The organism is Microcystis sp. M_QC_C_20170808_M3Col, assembly GCF_007095505.1.
Taxonomy (GTDB): domain Bacteria; phylum Cyanobacteriota; class Cyanobacteriia; order Cyanobacteriales; family Microcystaceae; genus Microcystis.
Genome location: NZ_SFBY01000032.1, coordinates 1 through 18,892 on the forward strand (window position 1 = coordinate 1; position 18,892 = coordinate 18,892).

Sequence of the window (18,892 nt, forward strand, 5' to 3'; positions counted from 1 at the left end):
TAGATCCAATAAACGCTTGGGGAGAGAATACCTCTACTTTTTCAGAAGCAATTCTGTCTAAGCAAGTAATCTCTGTGAACCAAGAATCCCCGTCTCTTTAGAGCGGGGAGTGTCAAAATGGTTAAATCTAGGTTGTGTAGACAGAGCGCCATGAAACACACATTATCCGTATTAGTTGAAGATGAAGCGGGAGTTTTAACCCGTATTGCTGGATTATTCGCCCGTCGCGGCTTTAATATTGAAAGTCTGGCCGTGGGTCCTGCCGAACAGATGGGAGTTTCTCGGATTACGATGGTAGTACCAGGAGACGAGGACAGCATCGAACAGTTAACCAAACAACTTTACAAATTAATTAACGTCCTCAAGGTGCAGGATATCACCCAAACCCCCTGTGTGGAAAGGGAATTAATGCTGATTAAAGTTAATGCTACCGCCGAGCGCCGGGCCGAAGTGATCGAATTAGCGCAGGTATTCCGAGCGCGGATTGTGGATATTTCCGAGGAAACCCTGACCATCGAAGTGGTGGGGGATCCGGGTAAAATGGTGGCGATTATGCAGATGCTGAATAAATTTGGCGTTCGCGAGGTGGCCCGTACCGGTAAAATTGCTCTGATTCGCGAGTCGGGAGTCAATACGGAATACCTCAAAGCTTTAGAGGCTAAAATGTCAATTTAGGGATAGTGGCTATGAATTGGGAATTGGGGTTTTAGGGTGTTAAGGTGTTGGGGTTTTAGGGTTTTAGGATGTTAGGGTTTTAGTTGAAATTCCCCACTTCACCATCCCCCATCCCCCATCCCCCATCCCCCATCCCCCATCCCCCATCCCCCATCCCCTGATAAAAACTATGTCTAAGCAGTCGCCGAAAACCCAAATTAGTCAACTTGTCACCGTTGCCGTGCAGAAATTGCAAGGAAAGGTGAATTTTCAGGCGGTAAATCTCAAAAAAGGGGCGAGGGTTCCCGAATTACGCCTGAAAAACGAGAATGGCAGCGGGGAAAGCAAATATCCCCTTATCGGCGATCGCTATTTGTTGGGTCGTAATTCCAGTTCCTGTGATATTACTATCCGTAACACCGTAGTTAGTCAGATTCATTGTTCCCTGCAGCGTGACCCAAAAAATCCCCATCATTTCCTGCTCACAGATGAAAACTCCACCAACGGGGTTTATATGGGTAAACGTCGTCTGAAAAGCGTTTCCCTGCGTCATGGTGATACCTTTACCCTGGCCCCCCCAGACTTAGCCAATTGTGTCACCATCTCCTATTACTGTCCCCCTCCCCTGTGGGCGCGACTTTTGCGCTATGGTTTCTATGGTGCGGGTGGTATTTTCGGTTTATTAGTTTTAGCGATTATCTGGGAAAGTCGCAGAGTTAATGTTTATCCACTCCCTTCCGGGGTGAGCGGTCCGGTGGTGGTTTACGCTAGGGATGGTCAAACTCGCCTCAATCCCATTCGACAGGAAACTCATCAAGAATTAGATAATCTGGGCGATTTTTCTGCCTATCTGCCCAAGGCGGTTGTCGCTTCCGAAGATAGTCGTTTTTACTGGCATTTTGGGGTTGATCCTTTGGGGATTGTCCGGGCTGTTATGATTAATTGGCAAGGTCAAGGCATTCGTCAAGGGGCCAGTACCCTGACTCAACAGTTGGCCCGTAGTTTATTCCCCGAAGTCGGTCGCCAAAATACTGCCGATCGCAAACTTCGGGAGGCTGTGGTCGCTTTACAATTAGAAGCGGTCTATAGTAAGGACACAATTCTCAAAACCTATCTCAATCGAGTTTATCTCGGTCTGGCCGGTTACGGTTTTGAAGACGCGGCCCGCTTTTATTTCGATAAATCCGCTAGAGATTTAGATATCTCGGAGGCTGCTACTCTTGTGGCTATGTTACCCGCCCCGAATTTATTTAATCCCATTCAAGATTACGACACTTCCGTACAATTACGCAATCGTGTCATCGATCGCATGGCCGAATTAAGGATGATTTCCCCAGAAGCGGCGGCCAGCGCCCGCAGATCCCGCATTGAAATCAGTCCCCAAGCCAAAAAATCCCTATCTAGTACAATTGCACCATATTTTTATAGTTACGTTTTCGAGGAATTACAGGAGCTTTTAGGGGAAGAAGTGGCTAAAGAGGGCAATTTTATCGTTGAAACCAGTTTAGACCGCCGAATGCAAGCGATCGCAGAAAAAAGCTTAAAAAATAATGTCCTAAAGCAAGGACCCCGCTATCGATACTCCCAAGGGGCTTTAGTTACCCTAAACAGTCAAACCGGGGAAATTCTCGCTTTAGTCGGGGGAGTTGATTATCAAAAAAGCCAATTTAACCGCGCTATCCAAGCTAAACGTCAACCAGGTTCCACTTTTAAGGTATTTGCTTATGCTGCCGCCTTGGAAAAGGGAATATCGCCCTATAAAACCTATACCTGCGCTGGAATCTCTTGGCAAGGACAAGCTTATTCTCCCTGTGAACGCAGTAGCGGGGGGGTCAATATGTTTCAAGGTTTAGCGCGATCGGAAAATAGTGTCGCCCTTCGCATTGCTCGCGAGGCAGGATTAAGTAATGTGGTCAATGTAGCGGAACGTTTGGGGGTGAAATCACCTTTAAATCCTGTACCGGGGCTAATTTTAGGGCAAAGCGAGGTAAATGTCTTGGAAATGACCGGTGCTTATGCGGTTTTTGACCATGGTGGGCGCTGGAATCGTCCCCACGCCATTAAACGCATTCTCGACGCTTCCGACTGTAAAAATGTGGAGGATTTGAGTACCTGTCGGGTTATTTATGACTATGGCGACGATAGCGATAGAAATCAGCCTGGAATCTCCCCTAAAACCGCCGAGACGATGAATAGCCTATTGCGGGGGGTGATAACTAATGGTACAGGAGGTGCTGCTAGTATTGGCATGGGAGAAGCGGGTAAAACGGGAACTACGAATAATTATGTGGACCTTTGGTTTATCGGTTATCTTCCCCGTCGCGACTGGGTGACAGGCATTTGGTTGGGTAATGATAATAATTCTCCCACTGCGGGCAGCAGTCAACAGGCAGCCCGGTTATGGGGCGATTATCACCGTCAGTTAATCACTACACAAAACTAATCCCAATAGGACTAAGCTACTGTTCCCGTTGCCTATTCCAGAGTTCCCTAAAACCAGAGACTTCGTACCTCACTATTAAGATAACTGCTTTAAAGTAATAAGGGTGTCCTAGCCCTAGCTAACACACCCGCAGAGATTATTTCTGGTGGCTTGATTTTACCCCAAAAACCCACCACTGCCCAACCCAGCGCAGGGGAGGGACAGGGATAGATTAGACAATGACAATCTGATTATTGGTGATAGCTGGCGTACCAGTAAGGGTTGCGATTCCGAGCAGACCACCAGTAGCGGCAAGGTTTGAGTCATACTGTAAAACGCCACCACTGTAGATAAATCTGGCAACGCCATTTTCAGCCGGTGCTAATTGGTTAGAAGCCAAAGTACCGGGAGGCAATCCACCGAATTGAGTGCTTGTAAATGCCAGAAGATCACCGTCAGCGATGGTAAAATCGGTGATGGTGTCAACGCCCTGATTGTTAGCAGTGTAAGCAAAACGGTCAGCACCAGCGCCGCCGGTTAGGTTATCGGTTCCCAAACCACCGTTTAGGGTATCGTTTCCATCGCCACCCAATAGGGTGTCGTTTCCCTCGCCACCCAATAGGGTGTCGTTTCCATTGCCACCGATTAGGGTATCGTCTCCCGAAACACCAGTTAGGTTATCGTTTCCATCGCCACCATTGAGGCTATCGTTACCAGGGTTACCATTTAGGCTATCGTTTCCATCGCCACCGATGAGGGTATCGTTCTTATTTCCACCCCCTAAGAAATCGTTGAACGAACTACCTATCATGAAATAGGGATTCATGTTGGGGATTTGGTCGATGGTAGTTGCACCCTCGGTGGCCATAGGGTCCAAATTTATTGGTTTAGGACCTGCTGCTTTCGTGTACGAAGAAACGTTGGGGTTGATTTTTAGTATATGGGTGCCTTGAACATCAGATCTAACAAAGGTATTGGTACCTGCTGGCAGGGAAAAGTTCTTAGAAGAGGTTGTCTTGTACACGGAAAGGGTTGAGCTAACATCACCAGTCGTTCCGTTGAATAATCTCCAAGCCGTACTGCCGTCATCCTCGAAAACGCCAATGGAAGTGAGATTATGTGTACCAGTGTTTGTTGTCGGCAGAGAAATAGAGGCATAAGGATTGAAGTACAAGAACTGGGCAACTGTTGCAAATGAAGAAAAATTGAAACTAACGCCCATGGTGGCTTTTTCAAAAGATACGGTAATAGTGTCAGTGGCCATAGTTTTTTCTTTGAATGATATGTTTGAATTTGAAGAGTTTGACATTCCTCCTCCCTGATCATCATATACCAAGGAAAAAAAAATGCAACCGTGTTTGCTAGGTTTGTTTCCTGAATTATTGCTAATGGTCAAGTTTTTGGGAATTTTGGGTTAATTTTGGGCTGGGTGTGACGTAAATCACGCCAGAAATTAAAGTTAATGTCACCGATAGCCAAAAGGCAATCTGAGAAATTAAGTTATATTCAGAAGGCAAGGGAGCAATTAAGAGAGCGATAGCGATAATTTGGCTGACTGTTTTGCTTTTTCCCCACCAATTAGCCCCTTTTATGTCGCTATTTCCCGTTAAATTCGGATTAATCCGCCAACCAGCGATCGCTAATTCCCGAGCGAGAATCAAAAATACTCCCCAAGCAGCAATTAAATCCATTTCAATCAGAGCTAAGAGGGGAGCGAGAACTAGCAATTTATCGACCAAAGGATCGAGAAATTTACCTAATTCGGTGATTTGATTTAATTTTCGCGCTAGATAACCATCGAGCCAATCAGTGCTGGCAGCAATCAGAAAGATAATTAAACTTAACCAGCGATCGATTTCTGTGCCTTGGTGCAACCAGTATAAAATTAATGGCAGTCCCAAGAGTCGCGATAGGGTAATCGAGTTGGGTAGGTTCATTTTTCAGTGATCAGTAAACAGTAAACAGTAAACAGTAAACAGTAAACAGTAAACAGTAAACAGTGATCAGTAAACAGTGATCAGTAAACAGTAAACAGGTATAAAGATAAAGATAAAGATAACTAACTAATTAACTTAAAACTTACATCTGATAACTGATAACTGATAACTTACATCTGATAACTGATAACTGATAACTGATATTTAGCTGGCTAATTTGAGATCAAAATTACTTTGTTTATTGCCTAATTGTCTGAGCCAACGATAATTATAAGCTAAAGCACCCCAGAAGGTGGGATAAACGGCATAATTAACGCCAAATTCTTGGCAAACTTCCGCTAAAATTGGGGCAATTTTAGGGTAGTGAATATGACAAATTTGCGGAAAAAGATGGTGAACGACTTGATAATTTAATCCCCCTAAATACCAATTTAAAAAGACATTTTTAGGTGCAAAATCTACGGTAGTTCGCACTTGAAATATTGCCCATTCGTCTTCGATTTGGTTAGCTGCAGAGGGTTGAATAAATTCGGCGGGTTCCAAAACGTGAGCTAACATAAATACATGACAGGCAAGCACTCCATAGGTCATAAAAACAATGAGAAAACCGATCGCTATTTCTAGGGGACTATAACCAACTAAGAGAGGAATGCCAATAAACCAGAAGAGATAAACAAATTTTCCGCTCAATAAAACGAATAGATCGATCGGTTTAGGATTGGGAATTTTAATCTCGCCAAAACGATTACAAAAGAGGATAGATCGCACATCGGAGAATGACCAATATATAGGAATTATAGCGTAGAGAATCGGGATAAATAAATGTTGATAACGATGATACCATTTATGCTCGGCATGGGGAGTCATTCGCACGACACCATCGCCGTGAATTTCCACATCGTATCCTAAAACATTGGTGTAGGTATGATGGAGATAATTATGACGAAAACGCCAGAGATAACCGGAAGTACCGATGATATAATCGTAGCTCATGCCAAGGAGAGAATTAACCCATTTTTTACTAGAATAGCCGCCATGGTTAGCATCATGACCAATGCTAAAACCAATCCCTGCTAATCCTCCTCCTAAAACCATGCAACCAATAATTTTTAGCCACCAGATATCCGGACCAAAAAGCACAAATAGCCAAGCGGCAATTACCCAGGTTAAAATCGTGATCGTCTTCAGGTACATGGCAAAATTATCTCTGGTGGGGATGCCGTTTTCGGTAAAATAAGCATCAACCCGTTTATTCAATTCCTTTCTAAAACCCTGATTTTCGGTAAAAGTTACTCGCATTCCTATTTTTGTCCTAGAAGTTGATATGACAGCAATTTGTGGCAGCTCAGAGTTAATTTATGAGTCTTTTACTGGTTTGCTAAGGCTGTCTCAGCATAACTGATAATTTCTCATCAGTCCCTCATCTATTGTCAGAGAAAGAGGTGCGCTTGGCAAGGGAATCGCTCAATTTATTGGCTACTCTTGCAGAAAATCCTCGGTTTTTACCTAATCAGATATCAGATACCTGTAGCCGGTGATAGAAATGAGCGTTAGGTACTTTTATACTACTATTAAAGCCATTGAAGGCGATCGAGTTTTCTGGTGCGAAGTGCCACAATTAAGAAAATCGATCGATGCGATCGCTGGAAGCGTGGCCAATGATGAAGCGGTGTATTTTGCTCTGTGGCAATGGTTACAGAATGACCCTAATAACCAATTAGTCAAGTCCCATTGGATGGTTTTTTTACAATATCGCTCCTCTATGGTAACTCAAAGGGTCTATCAAAATGTTGGCCATCGGATCGATGCTGATTATGAAACCCTATTCTACTATTTGCTGAATTTGCTTGCCACGGCAATTATCAATAATCCTAGCAATTTTTACGGTAATTTTCAGGATAACAAGACCAAACCGGGATTTTTTCGCTTAATCTTAGAAAAATGGACAGATAAAAAATTGAGAAATACTCTCTATAATTTCCTGCGAGGAGAGTATAAAACTATTGGCAGGACTAATCTCGGTATCGTCAGTCTTTTTAGTGCGAATAAAATTCAAAAAATTTTACGAACATCGGGTATCTTTACCGAGAATTACCTGCTAATATTTAACTGTTTTCGAGAGGTTAAAAAAGCTTCTCTTAGATCATTGGATAAGTGGCAAGAGGAGGATTGGCAACAAGTAATCGATCGCCTACAGCAGTTACAACCGCAAGTTATTCTCACCATTGAGGAAGTGCAGGCAAAACTCAATCAAATAGGAGAGATAATGCGTAATCATATCGATCCTCCTTACTCTAAATTTGAGCCTAATAATTATGACGATGGTAGTAATTACTTTTGGGACAATCTCTCCAGCAAGAAGCAAAGTCAAGACTTACTACAACAGCAAGAAATCCAGGAAGATATTAAGAAGTTACTGATCACTCAAGAGGAGGAAGTTAAACAGATTGTCTATTGTTACTATCATCAAAAGATGACACAGGTACAGATCGCTAATCGATTGGGAGTTCACTCATCTACTATTAGTCGAGAAATAACCCAATTATGTAAAAAATTTTATCAGCTACTCTGTGCAAGGGAAGGCAAAGATTGTCCTATTTTGTTAAATGAGATTAAATTACAATCTCGGCAAAAACAAGAGATCGATGCTTATCTGGAATATTTTTGTCAGTCCTACTTAACTCAAATCTAATCTGTTAGGAGATACCATGAAAGTCAACCTCGATATTTTGCAACAAATTAACCCGAAATCCCTTTGGCTAACTTTTTCGGAAACAGAGATCAAGCAAGCTCGATCGATTCTCGGTCAATACTCGAATCAAACCGCCAAAAATCAGGCTTTGATTAATTACTTAGTCCAAATATGCTTAAGCAATTGGCTGAAAGATAATCTTGATTTTTCCCTTCAAACAACACCTAAAAACCATCAGTATCTTTGGGAGTTTATTAACGGGTTTACTTGGCAAATTCAAGATAAAAAAGTGACTACTATTCCCAGTCAAACTATTGACATTGAGGGATTGACAATAGAGCAAGAATGGGTTGATATTCCCGATTTAGCGGCGGATTTTTATCTAGGGGTGCAGGTAGATTTAGCAGAAAAATTCCTCAATATCTGGGGTTTTATATCCAGAAAAGATGTTAAAAATCTCGCAGAATACGATCCAATTTACCATCAATATTATTTGGAAAGTGAGCAAATTATTGATGATTTAGATATTCTTTGGCAGAGTTGTTTAGAGGGAGAGAGTGAAAAAGGAAAACTGGAATCTCTAGCAAAGTTATCGCCAGCAACAGCAGAAAATTTAATTAAAAAGTTAGGTCAAGTTTCCCCCTATTCTCCGAGATTAGATATTAGTTGTCAGCAGTGGTTAGCTTTGTTGAATAATCAGCAATGGCGAGAAAAACTTTATCAGCAGCGTTTAGAGGTAATCCCCACTAAACTTAGTCAATGGTTGCAGGGAATTATTACAGAGAAATGGCAGGAAATCCTCAGCACTATCGACAATTATCGTCCAATTAATCCGGGTTTTTTGTTGGCTGCTGAAAAAATCAGCAGCCGAGAATCTCCGACAGATATTCAGCGAGGAATTAGACAACTGTATGCTAGTCAAAAAGAGGTGGAATTTTCGGAACATTTAACCCCAGAGGAAGCTTTAGCAAAACTACAACATCAAACCCAAGATGAAACTATTCGCTGGCAAGCGGCCGAATATCTCTGGAATATCGATCCTCATTATCCCAATGCTGCTATCCGTAAAATGCTCGATGTGGGTAGTCAATTAATGGGACATAAAATCGCTTTAATGGTAGGAGTTTTATCAACCAGTAACCAGAGAATTGCTGTCTTAATTCGTGCCTATGCCATGAACAATTTTGCCAAGCTACCCCCCGGTTTATCTTTGCAAATTAGCGATGAAATAGGCCAATTAATCCCCAGTTTACAAGCAATAGCAAGGGAGAAACCCTTAGATAGCTATCTGCAACTTTATTTTCTAGCTGATGCCGACGATCGCTTTAATGTTAACCTAAGTTTAGGGGATAGTAGCATTATCGAACAGTTTAGGATTTAATAGAGATAGCAGAAAATGTCAAGGGTAGAGACATGAGCAGAGTTGTGATTCTGAAAATTGGTGATGGCAGTTTTGAAACGGGATTTTCCGTCACTCTAGAAATTCGTGATAATCATCTCTTGATAGCACCTTTTACCGAGGGTAAATTAGTCCCTAACCTTGACATTGCTGACGCTTTGCAAAATTATCGTCGAGCTTATTATCATTGGGTAAAAAGTCAACCCAGTTTAGGAATTACCGTTCCTCATAGCATGATCACCCATGCAGCGGTAGGTGATCCTAGAGACAACCTCAAAAAAGCCACTAAAACTTTAAAAGATAGCTTAAATGAATGGCTAAATTCCAGTTCTCTGAGTTCGATACAAAATCATATCTTGTTCCATATAGGTACTGAGTCAGAAGTAAGATTTTTTATCCAAACTACCCACTTTGATTTACAACAAATTCCCTGGGAGTCTTGGAATTTTTTACACGAATGGTTTCCCGATGTGGAAATTGCTCTTACTATCCAGATAGATCCCCCGAGAGAACGTACTTTTACTTATCCGATTAATGTTTTAGTAATTTTGGGCAATATTGACATCGAAAACAAGCATACTTCCCTGTGTTTATCCAGTTTGCAAACGTTACTAGGAAACCAAGATAAGGTTTCTATGCAAATATTAAGTCCTGGTTCAGACCCTCCTCTTTCAACGATAAATATTCACAATGAGTTGATCAAAAATCCATGGGATATTGTAGTTTATTTAGGTCATAGTAAAACCAGTAGTGACGGTCACGATGGAGTTTTTATCATTGATAATGATACGGCTTTATCTCCAGAACATAACTTAAGAAATTCCCTAGAAATAGCTGTTAAAAAAGGCTTAAAACTTGTTATCTGTAATTCCTGCGATGGGTTAGGTATTGGTCGTCAGTTGGCTAATATCGGAGTACCCCATATTATTGTTATGAAAGAACCGATCGCCGTGCGGGTTGCTTTGAGATTTCTAGAAGTTTTTCTTCCCAATTTTCTTGGACATAAATCCCTACAAGAATCCTTAACAATCGCTCGACAAGACTTAAAATTACACGGATTTGCGGTGGATGCTGCTAGTTCTTCTTTGCTGCCTCGTTTGATAGAAAATCCTGAAGAACCACCGTTGATTTTACCTAAAAATAAAAGGCCATTACGTCTATCTATTCGCTGGAAACAAGCTCTGTTATTTATTTTAAGTCTTCTGGTAACTTTATCAGTTTTATATTGGGGAGGAGTATTTTCCGATGATGCTAGTAAATACCCAGAAATTAGCTTAGGTGAAGAAATATTATTAAAGACAAATCGACAAGATAACAGTCTTGAACAGGGAAGAAAAGCTTTTAAAAACAAAGAATATAAACAAGCAATTCAGCTTTTTAAACAATCCCTCGATCGCTTGCCCAATAATCCAGAGATTCGCATCTATTATAATAACGCTCGTGCGGCCTATCAAGACAGAAATCCCTTAAAAATTGCCACCAGTGTTCCTCTTGGTAATAATCCAGAAATTGCTCAGGAAATTTTACGAGGTATTGCTTTATTCCAACAGGAGTTAAACGATGAACAGGCCAAAAACCCCGATTTTCACTTTCTACAGTTAGTGGTCGCTAATGATAATAATAGCGCCGCAGATGCCAAAGATCGAGCCGAAAAATTTGTTAAAGATCCGTCAATTATAGCAGTGGTTGGTCATAATGCTTCTGCTGCTAGTGAAGCGGCCAAAGATAGCTATGTACAAGGGAAAATTGTTGCTCTATCTCCCACCAGCTTTTCCTCGAAAATCTCTGGCAATGGCTATATGTATAAGATGGTTCCCGATATGGAAACTTTTGCCACAACCTTAAGTGAATACATCCGCGAACAAACTGACAAGCTAATTATCCAAAACCCCACTAATTTAATTTGTTACGACAATCGCTCTGGAGATAATTATAACTTTGCTAACAAATATAAAAACATTCTCCTCGGTCAGCAGTTTCAAAAATTCGTTAAAGATGAAGATTTTGACTGCAATATCGAACCAAAAATTAATTTAGGTAAACAAGAAATTTATCAAAAAATTGCTCAATATCAAGTAAATATTCTCATGGTTGCTCCCTATGTTAATGATCTGAAAAGAGCCGTCAGTATCTTTAAGCAACGTCCCGCAGAAAAGTTAAACTTAGTGATTTTAGGGTCCCCCACTTTTCAAAGTTATCTCACCCTTGCAGAAGGTAAACAAGGAGTAGAAAATTTAGTTATCACCGTGCCTTGGTATGATCTCAAACAAGATAATTATATCCAGAGTTTTTGGCAAAATAAGATCAATGTTTGGCGCACTCCCATGTCCTACGATGCGACCAAAATTATCCTCACCGCTTTGCGAAAGTTATACCAACAAGGACAAAAATTCGATCGAGAATTATTAAATCAAGTTTTAAGAAACGATTTTTCTATCGAAGGAATGACTGGCACTGTTAGATTCGATGAGAATGGTGTCCGCAACATGAACAATAATCCTGATGATCGCCGCTACTTGATTCTACAGGTCAAAAAGGGTCAATTTGTCCCCCTCGCTCCCATTAAATCTGCCGGTTCACTCTAAACCTTCCTATCCTTGTCAAGACTTTTTACAAAACTTAACCTTATCCACTGCATTAAAGTTGGCCATCACTCCTAATTAACAGGTAACACCTCTAGGAGACAAACGGCATGAAATTGTTCAAAAAATTAAACCCAAGAGCCTTGATTTTTTGGCTGATCGGTGATAAGGCAGGAAATTCTCTCGTTGCGATCTGGAATTGGTTGTGGGGTATTCCCATCGAATCCGGCGGCAAAATTGCCGTAGAATCGGCCAAAGAATCCCTAGAATCGATGCAAAAATCCCTAGCGGAATTAACAGAATCGGTGGCGAAAGTAGTAGCAGCCCAGCAATCGGCTCAAGCACAATACGAGGCAAAAAAACAGGAACACACAAACTCCTTGCAGCAGGCTGTCACCGCCCAAAAAAAAGGTCTTCAAGAAGCGGCAAGACTAGCTATGGTTAAGGTTCTCTCCCTAGAAAAAATTCTACCCGCCATGAAAGATCGGGTCGATAATGCGGAAAAAGTGGTCATTGCTGCTAAGGAAAAACTTCGCAAAGAGCAGGAAAAAATCGAGCATTATAAGTTAGAAATGAGCAACTTAAAAGCGATTAGTTCCATGAATGAGGCTTTAGGCAAAATAAACGAATTTGATAGTAGTCTCAACCTCAATACCTCCCGCGATCGCTTTGAGGATGCCAATGAAGCGATTAACAACCGTTATCGAAAAGAAAACGTCTATAGTGAATTAAGCGAGAACTATAGCGAGAAATTAGCTCAAGAAATCGATTTCTTAAGCCTTGATGACGAAATTAACCGCCGTTTAGCCGAATTCAATCAGCAAAGTTAAGGAGTAAAGCGATGACAAAGACTGGCAAAAAAGCGAGCTTACCGCCAATTTTCTATGTTTTACTGGGGTTGATCGGCTGGTTTCTTTTTCCCCAAATCTCGGCAATATTTGCCCCAAAAGCCGATAATAATCCCCGCATGAGTTATGGCAATCATCTCCTAATCAAAACTAACTCTAACACCGCCAAAGAATCAGCGATCGCTGCTATTGACCAGGGTTACTACGAAGAAGCAAGGGGACTTCTGCAAAAATCCCTCGCTCAACGTCCCAACGATCCCGAAAGCGTAATTTATCTCAGCAACCTGCAAACCAGCCCAAATCCCTTCAAAATCGCCGTTGTTGTCCCAGCGACAACTAATCCCAACGTCGCTCAAGAAATATTGCGAGGAGTCGCCAGCGCGCAAACCCAGATCAATCAACAGGGAGGGATCAACGGCAGAAAACTGATGGTTATCGTGGTTAATGACGATAATCAGCCGCAGATATCGAAAGAGGTAGCCAGGGAATTAGTCAAAAATCCCGATATTATCGCTGTTGTCGGTCATAATGCCTCCGATGCCAGTTTAGCCGCCGCTCCCATCTACGAAAAAGGCGGTTTGGTGATGATTTCTCCCACCTCCCTAGCTAATAATCTCTCCGGTGCGGGAAATTATATCTTTCGTCTGGTGGCTTCTAACGGCAAAATTACGGAAAAATTAGCAAATTACATAGTAAATACTGCTAAAGTCCAGAAAATTGCTTTTTGCTATGATTCTCAAGCTCCTGATAATGTTTCCTTTAAAGACGAGTTGATGGCTAATGTGGCGAAAAAAGGCGGTCAAATTGTGCCGATTGTCTGTGATCTGAGTGTCCCCAATTTTAAGGCCGATCAAGCCCTTAATCAGGCGATTTCTGGGGGTGCTAACGGCCTATTTGTCGTCGCTCATGTTGATCGCCTCGATCCCGTTTTTGAGGTCATTCGCTCCAATCGTCAGCGTTTGCCTCTGTTTAGTAGTCCCACCCTCTACAATATTCGCACCCTCGAAGATGGCGGCAAAAACGCCCAAGGTTTAACCCTTGCCGCACCCTGGCACCCCTCGCTTAACCAGACTTTTGCCAATCTTATGCAGGAACAGTGGCGCGGTCCGGTTAGTTGGCGCACAGCCACCAGTTTTGACGCTACACGGGTGATTATTGCCGGTTTAAGGGAAAATCCTCAACGTCCGGGCCTACAATCCAAGCTGCGTTCCGCCAATTTTTATCAAACAGGAGCCACCGGAAAAATTAGCTTTGATCCCAATACTGGCGATCGCATCGGTCAACCGGTGTTAATTCAAGTGCGATCGACTCCCTCCGGTGAGCAGTTTGTCCCTTTACCTTAAAAAGTCCCCAGTCCACCACAGTCGGGAGAGTTGCCAACTCTCCCCCCAAAAAGTCTCAAAAATTACGATTATTTTAACATTCAACTTTGAGTAAGAAATGAATAGCTAATATGTTAAAATATGCCTAAGTAGGTAGGTTTTAAAAATTGTCAGATTCCCCCTTATTAAGGGGAGCAGGGGGCATCCGCACCCCCCTTATTAAGGGGGGCAGGGGGAATCAAAGGCAAAATCTATCTTCAATTAAATTATAACTACTTACTTATGGATATCGTTATTATCGAAGATGAAATTGAAATCGCCCATTTGATTCAGCAAACCTTAGAGAGGGAATCCTTTACTTGTCATCTGGCTTATAATGGTAGGGTAGGACTAGAACTATTTTATCAAAAGCAACCAGACTTAGTTATTTTAGATTTAATGTTACCCGAATTAGACGGACTAGAATTGTGTGCCAGAATTCGCCAAAAACCCGGAAATAAAGACCCCTATATTTTAATGTTAACCGCTAGGGGAGAAGAAATCGATCGCATTATCGGTTTATCCACAGGAGCCGATGATTACATGGTAAAACCCTTTAGTCCCCGGGAATTAACCGCTCGGGTAAGAGCCTTATTAAGACGTAGTTTAAGACACGATAGTCAACCGCAACAACTCCATCGCAGCCGTCATTTTCTGATCGACTTAGATCAACATTCTGCTCTTCGTAAATTGGAGGGAATGCCAGAGGAAACCCTCGATTTAACCACCTTAGAATTTAATTTATTAGCTACCTTTGTTAGTTATCCCAATCGCGTCTGGAGTCGTACCCAATTAATCGATAATCTCTGGGGAAATGATTTTTTTGGCGATGAAAGGGTAGTAGATACCCATATCCGACGCTTACGCAAAAAAGTAGAACCCGATCCTGCTAATCCTATCTTTATCAAAACCGTAGTCGGTGTCGGTTATAAATTTGAGGATGACATTATTTAGGGTCTGCTGAAAAAGTTTGTTGGTGGGGTTAGGAGTCAGGAGTCAGTATTCAGGAGACAGGAGACAGGAGATAGGGATTTAGGGATTTAGGGGTTTTGGGGTTTTGGGGTTTTAGTTCAATTTCCCCACTTCCCCACTTCCCCACTTCCCCACTTCCCCACACCCCAACCCCAACCCCACACCCCACTTCCCCACTTCCCCACTTCCCCACTTCCCCACACCCCACACCCCACACCCAATAAAAAATTCTCCCTAAAGGCACTTAAGCAGTCTTTAACCCTTATGTGCTACAATTTTTGAAGATTTTGCCATTCATTTAGGTTCAATCAGGGATCACAGCCTTTTTAGGGAAATTTTATGACAAGTAACTACGGCGCGGAACAGATACAAGTTCTCGAAGGGTTAGAACCAGTCAGGAAGCGGCCGGGGATGTATATCGGTACGACTGGTCCGCGGGGACTACATCATTTAGTCTATGAAGTGGTGGACAACTCGATCGATGAGGCCTTAGCGGGTTACTGTACTCATATCGAAGTGGATATCAAGGCCGATGGTTCCGTCAGCGTCACCGACGATGGCCGGGGTATTCCCACCGATGTTCACCCCACCACGGGTAAATCTGCCCTAGAAACCGTTCTCACTATACTTCATGCCGGCGGTAAATTTGGCAGTGGTGGTTATAAAGTGTCGGGAGGGTTACACGGAGTCGGGATTTCCGTCGTTAATGCTCTTTCTGCATGGGTCGATGTGACAGTCTGGCGCGATCATAAAGTACATACCCAACGCTACGAAAGAGGTATCCCCGTCACAGAATTGGTCAGCAGTCCCGGTCAAGAGGAAAAAACGGGAACTAGGGTTAATTTCCTGCCGGACACCGAAATTTTTAGCCAAGGCATCGAATTTGATTACAGTACCCTCTCTGGACGTTTACGAGAACTAGCCTACTTAAATGCGGGTGTTAAAATCACCTTTAGCGATTACCGTCCCGAAGAACCCCACATCGAAACCTATTGTTATGAGGGGGGTATTAAAGAATACGTCGCCTATATGTGTCGGGAAAAAGAAACCCTGCACAAAGATATTATCTATGTATCGGGGGAAAAGAACGGAATTAATATCGAAGTGGCGTTTCAGTGGTGTATAGATGCCTATAGCGATAATATTCTCGGTTTTGCTAATAACATCCGCACCATTGACGGGGGAACCCATCTAGAAGGATTAAAGGCAGTTCTGACTCGTACTTTAAATAATGTTGCTCGTAAACGCAATAAAATTAAAGAAAACGAGCCTAATCTAGCGGGGGAAAACGTCCGCGAGGGTTTAACCGCCGTTATTTCCGTAAAAGTCCCCGAACCGGAATTTGAGGGACAAACCAAGACCAAATTGGGTAACACCGAAGTCCGGGGTATTGTTGATTCCCTGGTGGGGGAAACTCTCAACGAATACTTAGAACAAAATCCCCAAGTGGCCGACACGATTATCGAAAAAGCAGTACAAGCGTACAAGGCGGCTGAAGCGGCCCGACGGGCGCGGGACTTAGTACGACGGAAATCGGTCTTGGAATCCTCACCTTTACCGGGTAAATTGGCTGATTGTAGCGAAAGAGACCCAGAAAAGTCAGAAATTTACATCGTCGAAGGTGACAGCGCCGGCGGAAGTGCCAAACAGGGGCGCGATCGTCGTTTTCAAGCGATTCTACCTCTGCGGGGAAAAATCCTCAATATCGAAAAAACCGATGATGCCAAAATCTACAAAAATACGGAAATTCAATCCTTAATTACGGCCCTCGGTTTAGGGATTAAAGGAGAAGATTTCGACCCCTCACAATTGCGCTATCATCGCATTGTTTTAATGACTGATGCTGATGTGGATGGCGCACACATCCGAACTTTGTTGTTAACTTTCTTCTATCGTTATCAGAAGAATTTAATTGACCAAGGTTATGTATATATCGCCTGTCCTCCTCTCTATAAATTGGAACGCGGTAAAAATCATTCCTACTGCTATAGCGATCGAGAATTACAGCAAAAGATAGCAGAATTTCCCTCCAATGCTAACTACACAATCCAACGTTTTAAAGGGTTAGGAGAAATGATGCCCCAACAACTTTGGGATACTACCATGAATCCCGAAACTCGCACTTTAAAACGGGTGGAAATCGAAGACGCAGCCAAAGCAGAGGAATTATTTACGATTCTTATGGGCGATCGAGTTGCCCCCCGGCGAGAATTTATCGAAACCCACGGATCGCGTTTAAATCTTACCGATTTGGACATTTAAAAGGTAACTTGGGGCTGTGTTAGTCTAGGCTAATACAGCCCGATCATATCCCTAAATCCAGTTAGGGTTTGAGCAAGCGGAAAGGAGGCACTCGGCGCATCCCCAATCCGCTACGCTGGCTGAGGGTGGGGACTTCCCCAGCCACATTTTTGTTAAACTAACTTTTGGATAGCTGCTACTAACTGCTCGATTTCTGAGGGCAAAGTGAAATAATGAACACAGGCACGCACACAGAGGGGGTCGAGGAGAGTTCGCAGTAAAAACCCTTGTTTTTCTAGCTGTTGCACTAACTTTTGTGGGGTGATGGCCGAGTCAATTTGAAAGGAAACTAAACCGGATTCCGGCGGAGAATTTTTTAAACATTTCACCCCTTTAATCGTCTTTAATTCCCCCCAAAGATAAGCCGCTAATTGACAAATCTTTTCGTATCTTTGTCCCCCATCACCCCAGGCATTATGTACCGCAATAGTTGCCCTTAAACCCTCAAATTGGGGATAGGCAGAAGTGGCCACTTCAAAGCGTCTGGCATCCGGTTTCCAACCGATAGGCTGTCCTCGGCTATCTGTTTCAATGCCGCGCCAACCGATAAAAGTGGGCTGTAAACTAGGGAAAATTTCGGGACGAATATACAATCCTCCCACACCAGCCGGTCCACACCACCATTTATGACCCGTAAAAGCATAACAATCGGCGGCAGTAGCGCTTAAATCTAAGGGCAAACAACCCACGGATTGGGCAGCATCCACCACCACTAAAACGGGTTTTTCGGTGACAGAATTATCATGACAAAGTTGCGAGATTTCCTTGAGGGGTAAAACCTGTCCAGTATTCCACAAAACGTGACTAACCACCAAAACCCTAGTTTTTGGACGTAGATGGGCGGAAATCACTTCTATCGGGTTGCCGCCGTTTAAAGTTTCCCGAATAGGACAAGTGGAGATTTCCAGATGATAACGACGGGCAATTTCTTGAACCGTGGCGATAATTCCGGGGTGTTCACAATCGGTTAGTAAAATATGTTCCCCCGCTTGCCAATCAACTCCCCAGAGGGCGATATTACAGCCTACAGTGACATCCTCGGTGATAGAGAGATTCTTAGGGCTAATTCCCAATTCCTGAGCCATTTCTTGCCTGAGAAGTTCCGTTTTTCCGGTAATCCAATCGTTTACCCGTCCTGAAAAAGGCCCCTGTTGTTGGAGAAAATTATGGGCATCGATAATCGCCTCTAATCCCGCCTTGGGCAAGGTTCCCTGACCACCGAAATTAAAATAAACTTTATTGCTAAGTCCCCGAAATTCCTGTCTTTGTTCGGCCAAATCCGGTTTACTAACGGCGCAATCGAGGGTATTTTCGTCTAAATTCTGCATAAGCGGCAAGATGGGGGGTCAGTTATCAGTTATCAATTATCAATTATCAGTTAGAAGGTGTTGGGTTTTGGGGTTTTAGGGTTTTAGTTGAATTCCCCATTTCCCCATTTCCCCACTTCCTGACGACCGACGGCTGAATTCTATCGACGGATTAAGTCGCAATTGTCACAATAGTATTAAAGTAGAGGAAACATACTTGGGAATATTTTCTTTTTTTAGTTTATTATTTTTTACTTTACTTCACTGGTCCAGGAAAGCTTAACTTTTCTCCTTGTATAGAATAGAACTCTTGCAAATTAATTATATGTTATAATGATGGGTTAACTAATTTTCCCCAAAAAATTAGTTAATCAGTACATTCGTCCTGAATAAAAACTTGAAGTTTAACTTTTAACT

Annotated in this window: 14 protein-coding genes; 9 read left to right on the plus strand and 5 right to left on the minus strand. The window is 42.6% G+C overall.

The genetic code is table 11. The features are described 5' to 3' along the window. Positions 1–150: 150 nt before the first annotated feature. Together ilvN and EWV84_RS01600 are read left to right on the plus strand one after the other, a co-directional pair. Complete coding sequence (ilvN, locus tag EWV84_RS01595; RefSeq protein WP_002732118.1) at positions 151–675, plus strand: acetolactate synthase small subunit; 525 nt, start codon at positions 151–153, stop codon at positions 673–675. Between the two features lie 169 nt (positions 676–844). Next, a complete protein-coding gene (locus EWV84_RS01600) occupies positions 845–3,097 on the plus strand; it encodes a transglycosylase domain-containing protein (protein WP_287075977.1) in 2,253 nt (750 codons plus the stop codon). A gap of 211 nt (positions 3,098–3,308) precedes the next feature. Here EWV84_RS01600 and EWV84_RS01605 read toward each other — a convergent pair whose 3' ends face one another. The 3 genes from EWV84_RS01605 to EWV84_RS01615 form a co-directional block, all read right to left on the minus strand. After that, positions 3,309–4,472 (minus strand): calcium-binding protein, encoded by a 1,164-nt coding sequence (locus EWV84_RS01605; protein WP_287075979.1) that lies wholly within the window; start codon positions 4,470–4,472, stop codon positions 3,309–3,311. Then, positions 4,462–5,013, minus strand: a complete 552-nt coding sequence (gene pgsA, locus EWV84_RS01610; RefSeq protein WP_287075981.1) for a CDP-diacylglycerol--glycerol-3-phosphate 3-phosphatidyltransferase — start codon at positions 5,011–5,013, stop codon at positions 4,462–4,464. The genes EWV84_RS01605 and pgsA overlap by 11 nt, the downstream gene beginning before the upstream one ends. Positions 5,014–5,217: 204 nt before the next feature. Then, complete coding sequence (locus EWV84_RS01615; protein ID WP_287075983.1) at positions 5,218–6,312, minus strand: fatty acid desaturase family protein; 1,095 nt, start codon at positions 6,310–6,312, stop codon at positions 5,218–5,220. Positions 6,313–6,556: 244 nt separating this feature from the next. Between EWV84_RS01615 and EWV84_RS01620 the strand changes: the two genes are divergently transcribed. The 6 genes from EWV84_RS01620 (at position 6,557) to EWV84_RS01645 (ending at position 14,849) form a co-directional block, all read left to right on the plus strand. Further along, a complete protein-coding gene (locus EWV84_RS01620; protein WP_287075985.1) occupies positions 6,557–7,705 on the plus strand; it encodes a sigma-70 family RNA polymerase sigma factor in 1,149 nt (382 codons plus the stop codon). 16 nt (positions 7,706–7,721) lie between these two features. Next, entirely contained in the window at positions 7,722–9,086 is a 1,365-nt protein-coding gene (locus EWV84_RS01625; RefSeq protein ID WP_287075986.1) for a DUF1822 family protein, read from the plus strand. A gap of 32 nt (positions 9,087–9,118) precedes the next feature. Continuing rightward, a complete protein-coding gene (locus EWV84_RS01630) occupies positions 9,119–11,689 on the plus strand; it encodes an ABC transporter substrate-binding protein (protein WP_287075987.1) in 2,571 nt (856 codons plus the stop codon). 107 nt (positions 11,690–11,796) lie between these two features. Beyond that, a complete protein-coding gene (locus tag EWV84_RS01635) occupies positions 11,797–12,516 on the plus strand; it encodes a PspA/IM30 family protein (RefSeq protein ID WP_287075988.1) in 720 nt (239 codons plus the stop codon). 11 nt (positions 12,517–12,527) lie between these two features. Next, a complete protein-coding gene (locus EWV84_RS01640) occupies positions 12,528–13,877 on the plus strand; it encodes an ABC transporter substrate-binding protein (protein WP_287075990.1) in 1,350 nt (449 codons plus the stop codon). A 261-nt stretch (positions 13,878–14,138) separates the two neighbouring features. Beyond that, complete coding sequence (locus tag EWV84_RS01645) at positions 14,139–14,849, plus strand: response regulator transcription factor (protein WP_287075992.1); 711 nt, start codon at positions 14,139–14,141, stop codon at positions 14,847–14,849. Positions 14,850–14,898: 49 nt separating this feature from the next. On the opposite strand, the gene EWV84_RS01650 is transcribed toward EWV84_RS01645, so the two are convergent. Further along, positions 14,899–15,084, minus strand: coding sequence for a hypothetical protein (locus tag EWV84_RS01650; RefSeq protein WP_287075994.1), 186 nt, complete (start codon positions 15,082–15,084; stop codon positions 14,899–14,901). A gap of 122 nt (positions 15,085–15,206) precedes the next feature. Between EWV84_RS01650 and gyrB the strand changes: the two genes are divergently transcribed. Continuing rightward, a complete protein-coding gene (gene gyrB, locus EWV84_RS01655; protein WP_287075996.1) occupies positions 15,207–17,129 on the plus strand; it encodes a DNA topoisomerase (ATP-hydrolyzing) subunit B in 1,923 nt (640 codons plus the stop codon). A gap of 152 nt (positions 17,130–17,281) precedes the next feature. On the opposite strand, the gene EWV84_RS01660 is transcribed toward gyrB, so the two are convergent. Continuing rightward, positions 17,282–18,496, minus strand: coding sequence for an aminotransferase class V-fold PLP-dependent enzyme (locus EWV84_RS01660; protein ID WP_287075998.1), 1,215 nt, complete (start codon positions 18,494–18,496; stop codon positions 17,282–17,284). Positions 18,497–18,892: the final 396 nt, after the last annotated feature.

What these genes read in the sequence shown, in the direction of transcription:
- ilvN (WP_002732118.1), top strand. Translation starts at nt 151, where the DNA reads ATGAAACACACATTATCCGTATTAGTTGAAGATGAAGCGGGAGTTTTA.
- EWV84_RS01600 (WP_287075977.1), top strand. Translation starts at nt 845, where the DNA reads ATGTCTAAGCAGTCGCCGAAAACCCAAATTAGTCAACTTGTCACCGTT.
- pgsA (WP_287075981.1), bottom strand. Translation starts at nt 5,013, where the DNA reads ATGAACCTACCCAACTCGATTACCCTATCGCGACTCTTGGGACTGCCA.
- EWV84_RS01615 (WP_287075983.1), bottom strand. Translation starts at nt 6,312, where the DNA reads ATGCGAGTAACTTTTACCGAAAATCAGGGTTTTAGAAAGGAATTGAAT.
- EWV84_RS01620 (WP_287075985.1), top strand. Translation starts at nt 6,557, where the DNA reads ATGAGCGTTAGGTACTTTTATACTACTATTAAAGCCATTGAAGGCGAT.
- EWV84_RS01625 (WP_287075986.1), top strand. Translation starts at nt 7,722, where the DNA reads ATGAAAGTCAACCTCGATATTTTGCAACAAATTAACCCGAAATCCCTT.
- EWV84_RS01630 (WP_287075987.1), top strand. Translation starts at nt 9,119, where the DNA reads ATGAGCAGAGTTGTGATTCTGAAAATTGGTGATGGCAGTTTTGAAACG.
- EWV84_RS01635 (WP_287075988.1), top strand. Translation starts at nt 11,797, where the DNA reads ATGAAATTGTTCAAAAAATTAAACCCAAGAGCCTTGATTTTTTGGCTG.
- EWV84_RS01640 (WP_287075990.1), top strand. Translation starts at nt 12,528, where the DNA reads ATGACAAAGACTGGCAAAAAAGCGAGCTTACCGCCAATTTTCTATGTT.
- EWV84_RS01645 (WP_287075992.1), top strand. Translation starts at nt 14,139, where the DNA reads ATGGATATCGTTATTATCGAAGATGAAATTGAAATCGCCCATTTGATT.
- gyrB (WP_287075996.1), top strand. Translation starts at nt 15,207, where the DNA reads ATGACAAGTAACTACGGCGCGGAACAGATACAAGTTCTCGAAGGGTTA.
- EWV84_RS01660 (WP_287075998.1), bottom strand. Translation starts at nt 18,496, where the DNA reads ATGCAGAATTTAGACGAAAATACCCTCGATTGCGCCGTTAGTAAACCG.